We start from the raw sequence: 9,525 nt of genomic DNA on the forward strand, positions 1-9,525 counted from the left end.
AGATGTGTATAAGAGACAGGATCCTGTCCCAGGAGAAAGTCCTGGATTTGTTGCTATCCCTTGCTGCTCGTCTGGAAACCAGTCCCACACAGGAGCCACAGCAGCGTCTCCAGGTTTGTCTGAAGCTGCGGGAGATGGCCTTTGAGCTGGATCCAAGCCGGCGGGACAATGCCCAAGTTTTGCTGATGCGGGCTCTGCAGGCCCAGGACGAGCTGGCAGTGAGCTTCTATGGACAAGCCTTACTGGATAGCCTAGGAGGCGAAGAGAGCCTAGACATTACTCAAGAGCCACTCCTTACTGAATTGCTCGCGCGGCTATGGGATGACGGCTACCTGGATTTGTTTTTCGAGGTAGCCACAGCTTTACAAGCCCTTCTTCTGGAGGAACAAAAATCTGGATTTGCTGCTTTCCTAGCCCAGCTGGCCAATGCGGTGGATCCCGAGCAGGCGAAGCGCTATGAAGGTTTGTGGACGATAGAGGACTTAATCGGTGACTTTTTTCAGAGGGCAGCCCGCGCCTTCTTCCAGAACTCTACCAGTGATGGCTATTCCATTTTAGGAGAAGCTCTCATCACGGCGGCCGAGAGCTCACAGGTGCAAGAGAACTTTACTCTTCGTCTATCCCTTCTATCAGAATCGCTGGAAAAGTTGATCCATGCTGCACAGCTGGAACGGGTAAACTTTGTTATCCAGAAAATTATAGACTTAATTTTATCGAGGGAAGCCGACTTAGGATCACTAAGAATTAACGATGAAAATCTACTCGAGAGTCTAACGATTGCTAAAGCCATTCTGTTTCGAGTTTGCTTTTGTTGGAGTTATCTAACTGACGATCGCTCTCTGATTCGTCATTACCAACAAATTGGTGGTAGAATCTTTAACGACTGCCTAAGCTTAATGGCTTCTCAGCGAGACTTTCTTTGGTCGGAATATTGGCAGAAGAATCAGCAAGACTACTGCGGATCTGGCAGAACTAAGCGAAAGCTGAGGGTAGGCTTTCTGGGTAACTGCTTTCAGCGACATTCGGTTGGCTTTCTCAGTGAGGCTACTCTCAGGAACCTATCTCGCGATCTTCTGGACGTTGTCTACTACTACTACCAGGGGTGGAAAAATGAAGATATGGCCAGTCATGACAATATGTATCAAAAGTTTCGCTCTCACGAAAATCTCCATTTTCGCTTTTTTCCAGGAGAAACCAAGCCGCCTCAAGTAGCTGCTCAAGCGCGTGAGGATCGCATCGATATCATGGTTTTTATGGACTCCCTTACCAGTCACGATGCCAGCATCGTAGCAGCTTTGCGGGCCGCTCCTATCCAAATTGGTTGGCTTGGCGGAGATGCTGTTGGTTTGCCGGAATTCGACTACTTCTTTGCCGATCTCCATATCCTTCCTGAGGAGGCCCAAGCTGACTACCATGAAAGAATTATTCGCTTGCCCAGCTACTGTGCTGTTGATCATCTGGACGTCTGTGCTGCCAACGAGGTAGACTTTAAGACTAGTCTGAGAATAGAGCCGAAAAATGTTGTTTTCCTAACCGCAGCTAGTGCTTACAAACGTACTCCCAAATGTATCGACGCTCACCTGCAAATCTTAAAGGCCGTTCCCAACGGAGTTTTGATTGTCAAAGGATCAGGAGAAATTGCTACGGTTATTAGACACTACCAGGAAAGAGCCAAAGAGCTGGGCGTTCTCGATCGCGTCCGATTTCTTGCTCGAGCCAGCAGTGTGGAAGAGCATCGTGGCCAACTAGCCTTAGTGGATCTCGTTCTGGATACCTTCCCCTACACAGGTGCAACCCACACCATGGAAGCTCTCTATATGGGTGTGCCAGTCCTTACCCTAGTGGGCAGGCATTACTATGGCCGAATGAGTTACAGCCTGCTGAAAAATGTTGGCCTCGAGGATTGCATCACCTGGTCGGTGGAGGAGTTTATTGAGCGTGGGATCCAGCTAGGCAATAATCCAGAACGCTTGGCTAAAGCTAAGCAAACTATTCGAGATTCATATCACAGATCAATAGTATGGGATCCAAAGCGGTTGGCTAAAGCCATGGAGAGAGTTTTCTTCGAGCTAGCTTATGAGCATCAACTTATTCAATCTATTCCTCCTCTAGAAGATTGCCAAGCTGAGCCCAAGCCCGCTGAGTCTATTCGTCTTCATATTGGAGGTAAGCAGCCTCATCCAGACTGGAAGATTCTAGATAGTCAGGTAGGAGACCATGTGGATTATGTTGGAAGCGCCATTGATCTCAGTCAATTTGAAGATAACTCTATAGAAGCCATCTACGCTCCCTATATTCTGCAGCGCTTTAACTACACACGTGAACTACCTACTGCTCTCAAAGAGTGGCACCGGGTTTTGCGCTTTGGGGGCCAGTTGATGATCAGTGTCCCAGATATGCCTACTCTCTGCCGTCTTTATCTGAAGGATGAAGTTTCTTTAGAGCAGAGGTTTCGCATTATGCGTATGATGTTTGGTGACCAAGTAGATGAGCAAAACTACCATAAAGTTGGCTTCTCGTGGGAATACTTATTTGCTTTACTTGCTCAGGTAGGTTTCAGGGTTATTCGAAAGGTGGACAGATTTGGGCTGTTCAATGATTGCAGCGATATGGTCTTTCTCGGGGAACCAGTTAGCCTAAATGTAGTTGCAACTAAGTAGGGGTGCAACTTCAGCAACCGGAATACGGTGTGTTGAGCTGCTTGTCGATCTAAAAGCTTACTCAGGAGTTAGATTTGCAGTTTAACCCAAAGAGCGCAGGGACTCCATTAGCTGCTTGGGTGTCATCTGCTCGTAGGGTTCGAAGGGCTGGTGAATCCAAGGGTTATCGGGCAAATAGTCCACATAGTAATCCGGTTGATAGATGGAGGCTGCTTTGTACCAGAGTACACCGGTGCGGATTTCCTCAATGTAAAAGCCGTAGTGGTGCTTGAGCCAGTGGACAGAGCGCTTCAGGGTCATGCCGGAATCGACCAAGTCGTCCACCAACAACACGTGGCTGCCCAGGTTGGCGGTAGTCATGGCCAGATCCCGCGAGAAAATTAGCTGCCCTCGCTGGCGATTGCCAGGGCCGGAGTAGGAGGAAGCAGCAAGAATTGCTAGAGGGAGATCGAATAGGCGGGCTAGAGTGTCGCCAATACGCAGCCCGCCCTTGGCGATGCAGACAATTTGGTTAAACTCCCAGCCGCTTTCGTAAACCTTGACGGCCAGCTCTTCGATTTTGCGGTGGTAGTCGGCCCAGGTGATGGAAATCTCGTGCAAGGGATCCCTCTCCAGCTCTAACTATCTATATCGCATCTAGCCAGCCTGGAGATGGCAATCTAAGACTTTAGTTCAGAGGGATCACCTTTACCCAGTGGGAATAGGCGGGATCCCGGTTTTCCATGATGGCTGTGAGCTTCTGCCGCAGTTGCTCGGTAATGGGGCGGGACGACGGCAGGACGTACTGCTCGATCTGGCGGATGGGCGTGATCTTGGCGGCGGTGCCAGTGAGGAAGGCCTCGTCAGCGATGAACAGCTCTGACTTATCGACAGGGCGTTCTTGGGTGGGGATCCCTAGGTCGCGGGCCAAGGTGAGGACGCTGTCGCGGGTGATCCCTTCCAGGATGTCTTGGTCGAAGCTGGGGGTAATCAGCACGCCGTTGCGCACGATGAAGATGTTCATGCCCGAGGCTTCGCTCACTTTGCCCTGGGAGCTGATTAAGATAGCCTCGTCGAAGCCAGACTGTACTGCCTCGGTCTTGGCCAGGGAGGAGGTAATGTAGGCACCAGTGATCTTGCCCCGCAGCGGTAGGCTGCGATCCTCCTGGCGGGCCCAGGAGCTGATGCGGCAACTTACCCCTTCCGGCGAGAGGTAGTCTCCCAATTCCAACCCGTACACAAAGAAGTCTTTCTCGATATTGTGCAGCCGCGGTGAGATGCCCAGGTCGGAGGTATACACCAAGGGGCGGATGTAGAAAGAGGTGGAAGGGCGGTTTTTCCGGATCAGCTCCACAATGACCTGCTCGATCTTTTCCGCAGGCAAATCGAAGCAGAGTAGGCGAGCACTCTGGCTTAGCCGTCGGCAGTGGCGATCCAGGCGAAACACCAGCACTTGATCCGGATTTTGCGGATCGGGGATCCCGCGCAGGCCGCCAAACGCTGCCGTTCCGTAGTGCAAAGCATGGGTGGCAATGGAGATCTTTGCCTCGGCAAAGGGAACGATCTGGCCCTGAAAGTAGGCGTAGGGCAGAAAATCGGGCATGGTCGGCACCTACTGCAGCAGGAAAAGGGGTAGGAATATTATCGCCGATTGACGCAGCAGCGGGAGTCTGCCGTTCTCTAGCCCACCTGACGGGCGCCAGAAAATCAAGGGCCGGAGGCGCTCTAAGCTAGAATGCTGTCTATCCGTCTTGCTGCTCCCCTAATGGACGACCCTCCTTTAGGCTCGGCCCCTAGCTCTAAGCTTGCGTGGGGAGAGGCGTCTCTCAGTCTCCTCTGGATTATTGCCCTTCTCCTCATCAACGCTTTCTTTGTGGCGGTGGAGTTTTCCTTGGTGTCGGCGCGGCGCTCCCGCATGGTGCAGTTGGCCGGTGAGGGGAACCGCCAGGCGGCAATGGTCCAAAAAGCCCAGGAGCAGTTGGAGTATGCCCTCTCCACCGCCCAGTTGGGCATCACCCTAGCCAGCGTCCTGTTGGGCTGGATCGGGGCTACCCAAGTGGCGCCGACGCTGTTCTTGGCTCTGAGGCAACTGCCCTGGTTGCAGGGTATGGATCCCGCTCTTGTGCAAGGTGGGTCGGGGGTAGCGGTATTTTCGCTTCTCACCTATTTGCAGATCGTGTTGGGGGAGCTGCTCCCCAAGACTCTGGCCATTCTCTACTCGGAGCCAATTGCCCTAAAGCTGGCCTGGCTCAACCGACTGGTAAGCCGCTTTTTACATCCTTTTGTGGAGCTCCTGCGGTTTTCCTCCCGCTGCGTGCTGCGCCTTTTGGGCGTCCGCGTTCCGGAGGCTACTTCTTTTTACAGCACGATGACGGTGGAGGAGCTACAGCTGCTGATTGCCTCGTCGGTGGAGTCGGGCAACATCGAGGCGGAGGAGCGGGAGCTGTTGAGCAACATCTTTGAGTTTGGCGAGACAGTGGCCAGCGAGGTGATGATCCCGCGCACCAGCATCGACGCCGTGCCCGAAACCGCCACAGTCCAGGAGGTGCTGGCGGAGGTGGCCGAATCAGGGCATTCCCGCTACCCGGTCTACGGCGAGTCTTTGGACGACATCCGGGGGCTGATTCACGTCAAGGAGCTCATTGGCGAGCTGGCCAAGGGATCCTTGGATTTGCACAGCCCCATTGCTCCCTTCATTCGGGAGGTTCACTTTGAGCCGGAAAACAAGCTGATCGCAGAGCTCTTGCCGGAGATGCAACGGCACCACTGGCCGATGGTGGTGCTAGTGGATGAGTTTGGCGGCACAGCGGGCCTGATTACCATTCAGGATTTGGTGGAGGAGATCGTCGGCAAGCTCTCCGATGGGCCGGATCCCAAAAGGAAGGAGCCGGACATCGAGGAGCTGGACGAAAACACTCTCCTTATCCAGGCCCAGTTGGACATCGAAGAGGTCAACGAGCGCTGCCACCTTAACCTCCCCTTGCATGAGGATTACCAAACGCTGGGAGGCTTTTTGATTTACCAGATGCAGAAGATCCCGCGCGTAGGGGAAAGGTTTACCTACCAAGGCCTCGAGTTCCAGGTGGTGCGCATGGAGGGGCCGCGGGTGGATCGGGTGAAGGTTGTCCGCCATCGCCGCAACTCTCCCAGCCCCCTGCCGGCACTCCCCCCTGCCCAGACGGCGAAGCCTGGCAGTTGAGGAGCTAGGTTTTGACGACTTTGAGGGTCTGCAGCCGCACGTCTTCGGGGCCGTTGATGAAGCCGCCCGCCTCGTGCACCAGCAGCAGATAGTCCACTGCCTCTTGGGTTACCTCTTCGCCAGGCACCAAAATGGGGATCCCAGGCGGGTAGGGGGAAATGATTTCGGCACAGATGCGGCCCACAGCTTCTTGAAAAGGGATCCGCTCGATGGGGGCAAAAAAGGCCTGCCGCGGCGAGAGCCGTTGGGGCGGGAGGGGGGGGCGTTTCAATTCGGCCAGGCGCCGCAGTTTCTCGGCCATTGCCAGGGAAGGCGGGGATCCCTGGGCATACTTCGACAAAGCCGCAAAGCTCTCCACCAGCCGGTCGATATCCCGCTGGGTATTGCCGAGGCTAACAATAAAGACCACGTTGTGCAGGGTAGACATCTCCGGCTGCACGTGGAAGTGCTCGTTGACCCAGTCGTGGGCGTCGAAGCCAAAGAGGCCCAGCCCCGACACCGTCACGGTCAAGCGGGTGCGGTCCAGATCGAAAAAGCCGGGAGTGGAGCCAATGCGCTCCGGGCCGAAGCAGAAGATGCCTGGGATGCGGTTGAGGCGGGCGCGGGCCTGATCCGCCAAAGCCAGGGCTTGGCCCAGGAGAACTTCCCCTTCCAGGGCCATCTGCCGCCGCGCCACGTCCAGCGACATCATGAGCACGTAGTTAGGGCTGGTGGACTGCAGCAGCTGCAGGATGTTGCGGACTCGGTTGGGATCGACTCGGGATCCCTTGAGGTGCAGCATCGACGCCTGGGTCATGCCGGAGATGACTTTATGGGTGGACTGCACCACCAGGTCAGCCCCGGCTTCCAAGGCGGAGAGGGGCAGTTCTGGGTGAAAGCCAAAGTGGGGCCCGTGGGCTTCGTCCACTAGCAGAGGCAGGTTGTGGGCATGGGCAATGGCTGCCAGCGCTTCTAAGTCGCAGCAAACCCCATAGTAGGTGGGGCTGACCACCAACACGCCCTTGGCGTCGGGGTGCTGGGCCAGCGCTTGCTCCAGGCTAGCGGGGGTGATGCCGTGGGCAATGCCCAGCTCCAAGTCAAAATCTGGCTCAATGTAGACGGGCACGGCCCCAGAGAGGATCACGCCGGCGATGGCCGACTTGTGACAGTTGCGCGGTAGTAGGATCTTGTCCCCTGGGTCGCACACCGCCATCACCAGGGTTTCTACGCCACAAGTGGAGCCGTTGACCAAAAACCAACTGCGATCGGCGCCGTAGGCCGCTGCGGCTAGCTCCTGCGCCTCCCGGATCACGCCGTCGGGATCGTGGAGGTTGTCCACCTCCGGCAGCTCCGTCAGATCCGCTCGGAAGACGTTTTCTCCTAAAAACTCCCGCAAATCGGTGGCGATCCCCCGTCCCTGCTTATGGCCGGGCGTGTGAAAGGGAGCCTTATCCAAGCTGCAGTAGTGGCGGATGGCCTCAAAAAGAGGGGCCCGCTCCTGGGCTTTGCGATCCAGCAGGCGCAAGCGATGAGACGCTCTGGACAGATGAGATAGAACCACAGGCCACTCCTCAACACACCAGGTGGACGTCTCTGTAATTATTCACCCCAGTGGGGGTTAAGTCCACCGCCGCTACATTTCCTGCTAGCCTGGGTTTCAGGTAGCTTTTTGCCTGCGATGCTTAGTATTGCTGGCTGGAGTTGCCCCCACGGTTGGGGCTTTGCCAATCGGCCTGTTGCCGGGATCCCTTTGCTGCTGAGGGGGGCGTGAGCGTCAAGCTAGGGCCTGCGCTGACATCCCCTTCTCCGGAGGTGCTCCCAGCTTTCTCCAAAAACGAGTCCGCGCCGACATCACTAGCTACGAGGCCAACGCATATCTGGAGTTTTTCGGCCTACGGGGCTCTCTAGAGGCGGAGCTGCCCAAGGTGAGAGGGTGTAGAGAAGAACTGCGGGATGGACGGTATACTTTAGGGCTTCTGTTATTCTCCCAAGGTTTCCTTTCAACAATGGCAGGAAAGCTACCAGAAAAAAATGCAAGGCTTCTTTGGCCGAGATGTGGAGGTGCAACTGGGGCAGCCCCAAGAAAATCAGGTGGAATTGGCGCTTCTTGCCCGAGGTGGATCCCAGGCCACTTGAAGAAGCCATTAGCTGCTGAATGCAACTCAACGGATCCCGAAGCTAATGCAGCCAGTAACTCAGGACTGTCGAGAGTTAACTCATGAGGGATGTGGGGAGCTATGGGTCCTGCGCTGTGCCTATAGTATCAGTGTTGGGAGGATGTCACGAAACTTGGCAGTTCGGCATAACCCTATTTTACGGATTGGGAATTTTACGGATTGGGAGGAAGACCAAAAGCAACATTATCATCCATAATGTAGGGCGTTAGCATGAAGACCACTTCATTGCGCTCGTTATCCACACTCTGAGAGCGGAACAAAGCACCCAAAAGAGGCAAGTCTCCTAACAGCGGTACTTTCTGAACATCAACAATATCCCTGTCTCGAATTAGACCAGCAATGATAAAAGTTTGCCCATCCCGTAACCTTAGCTGAGATGCTTGTAGCTGCCTCCTGTCGATGTTAAAAAGTTGAATACCAGCAAAGGGTCCCTCCTTCAGTATTTGAATAGGTACAGGGAAGGAAATTTCTGGCTGAATGGTCAGGGTGACAAACCCATTATCATCTATTCTAACCTCTGAAACGTTTAGGACGATTCCGGCATCTTCCCGCTGAAGGCGCTGAGTAGTCTTTTCCTGTTGTCCCTGACGCTCGGTGATAGTTTCGACATTAGTAGGAACGCTGATTGCAATTCTAATTTGGCTGGAGCCACCATCTGCCACCAAAACTTTGGGGTCAGTTAGAACTTTCCCAGTTCCGTTTTTTAGTGCAGATTGTACCCTCAGAGCTAGAGACCGCTGCAGCCGGTTAAGGGTGTTGAATATCCCAGTAATCGCCCCCGAGGGATCTTTAGGCCCAATAGAGCTTACCGAGGATCCCTCGGGTTGGTTGAGTGGTTGACCACCGAAATCGGCCTCCTCTAGAGTTCCAACAGCAAAGTTCCCGGAAGCTCCCCCTAGGTTGACTGACAGGCTCTCGTTGTTACTTAGCCGAATATCAACGGCTCTAACGGAAATCAGAACCTGTCGCCGACGCACATCCAACTGGGCAATCTGAGCAGCTACAATATCCTGCTGTTGTGGCGTGCCAACCACAGTAATAGAGTTGGTGCGTGGATCCTCAAAAAATTGAGCACCTGGTGCAACGGCGTCTAGAACTCCTTTGAGCCGCTCCACCAACTCCTTGGTAGCGACTGCCTGATTCAAGCGGTAGTTCCGCACCAGAACCCCTGCCACTCCTGGCAACGTTTTTCCAATGAATACAGTCTGACCCCGGCGCTGAGCCTGCAACTGTTTCAGCCGCAAGATATAGTTGAATGTCTCCTGTAAGGGCGAGTCTTGCACGTCCAGAGAGATGGTTAAATCGGGCGGGACATCGTTGAGCACTACATTCAGTCCTGCTCGCCGCGCCAGCAGGCTCAACACATCGCCTACGGGAGCATCCTTTAGGGTCAAGCTAATCTTGGCTGTGGATCCAAGGTCAATCGGAGGAGGATCAGGCAAGATGGTGCCGATGGCAATATCTCCAGCAGGAGGGGCCACAGCTCTCCCCTGGAAGGGGGATCCAGTGGGCAAGCTTCCTGGCGGCAATT

General features: G+C 54.6%; 6 protein-coding genes. 2 read left to right on the forward strand and 4 right to left on the reverse strand.

Translation table 11 applies throughout. From position 1 onward, the window contains the following. Nucleotides 1-134: 134 nt before the first annotated feature. Nucleotides 135-2,660 (forward strand): methyltransferase domain-containing protein, encoded by a 2,526-nt coding sequence (locus NW804_RS10165; RefSeq protein ID WP_414423469.1) that lies wholly within the window; start codon nt 135-137, stop codon nt 2,658-2,660. Nucleotides 2,661-2,741: 81 nt separating this feature from the next. Here the strand turns inward: NW804_RS10165 and NW804_RS10170 are convergent, their stop codons facing one another. Beyond that, complete coding sequence (locus NW804_RS10170) at nt 2,742-3,260, reverse strand: phosphoribosyltransferase (protein ID WP_414410548.1); 519 nt, start codon at nt 3,258-3,260, stop codon at nt 2,742-2,744. A gap of 67 nt (nt 3,261-3,327) precedes the next feature. Continuing rightward, on the reverse strand, nt 3,328-4,242 hold the full coding sequence (locus NW804_RS10175; RefSeq protein ID WP_414393039.1) for a branched-chain amino acid transaminase: 915 nt from the start codon (nt 4,240-4,242) through the stop codon (nt 3,328-3,330). Nucleotides 4,243-4,404: 162 nt separating this feature from the next. On the opposite strand from NW804_RS10175, the gene NW804_RS10180 reads away from it, so the two are divergent. Continuing rightward, complete coding sequence (locus NW804_RS10180; protein ID WP_414423470.1) at nt 4,405-5,838, forward strand: hemolysin family protein; 1,434 nt, start codon at nt 4,405-4,407, stop codon at nt 5,836-5,838. Between the two features lie 4 nt (nt 5,839-5,842). On the opposite strand, the gene NW804_RS10185 is transcribed toward NW804_RS10180, so the two are convergent. After that, nucleotides 5,843-7,378, reverse strand: a complete 1,536-nt coding sequence (locus NW804_RS10185; protein ID WP_414410546.1) for an aminotransferase class I/II-fold pyridoxal phosphate-dependent enzyme — start codon at nt 7,376-7,378, stop codon at nt 5,843-5,845. Nucleotides 7,379-8,146: 768 nt separating this feature from the next. After that, nucleotides 8,147-9,475 carry a secretin N-terminal domain-containing protein gene (locus tag NW804_RS10190; protein WP_414423471.1) on the reverse strand — a complete coding sequence of 443 codons (1,329 nt, stop codon included), beginning with the start codon at nt 9,473-9,475 and terminating at the stop codon, nt 8,147-8,149. Nucleotides 9,476-9,525 lie beyond the last annotated feature (50 nt).

It is taken from the genome of Synechococcus sp. WC10meta, from assembly GCF_047461475.1.